At 61.0% G+C, this 539-nt stretch carries 1 protein-coding gene and 1 pseudogene; both read left to right on the forward strand.

The genetic code is table 11. The annotated features are described in order from the left end of the window. A pseudogene (locus tag J5M58_RS28135) lies at positions 1-139 on the forward strand (DotU family type IV/VI secretion system protein); the annotation flags it as partial. A gap of 15 nt (positions 140-154) precedes the next feature. Then, positions 155-539: contractile injection system protein, VgrG/Pvc8 family (locus J5M58_RS26060; RefSeq protein WP_306795251.1), on the forward strand; the 385-nt coding region annotated here is incomplete at its 3' end.

Raw genomic sequence — 539 nt, forward strand, 5'->3', positions numbered from 1 at the left:
GCGCCGGGAATGGCCCTGGTGGAGCCCGTTGGTGATCTCCGCCATCGCCATGGTCTGCGCCTACTGCTACTACAGCTACCGCCTGAGCTTGATTACCGCCGAAGTGCTGGAGTCGCTCAACGGCATTCTGCAGCAGTAGCAGGGGGGGATCCGCATGCCTGGCCAATCCGATTTGCGCTTCACCTTCCAGCCGCTGGCTGGCCAGAGTGACTTCGAAGTGGTTTCGTTCGAACTCGACGAAATGATCAGCTCACCGTTCCAGCTGAAGCTGGAATTGATCAGTTTTGAAGACGAGGTCGACTTCGGCCAGTTGCTCGACAAACCTGTGCTGTTCACGATCTGGCGCGGTGAGCGCCCCCTGCGCTACGTGCATGGCCTGGTCAGCAGCTTCAGCCAGGGCGAGACGGGGTTTTATCGCACCCGTTACCGCGCCCTGGTCGAGCCCGTGCTGGCCCGTGCCGGCTTGCGCTCGAACTGGCGCATCTTCCAGCAGAAAACCGTACCGCAGATTCTCGAACTGATGCTCAGGCGCCAGGGCA

It is taken from the genome of Pseudomonas sp. 32_A (assembly GCF_017490905.1).
Classification (GTDB): domain Bacteria; phylum Pseudomonadota; class Gammaproteobacteria; order Pseudomonadales; family Pseudomonadaceae; genus Aquipseudomonas; species Aquipseudomonas inefficax.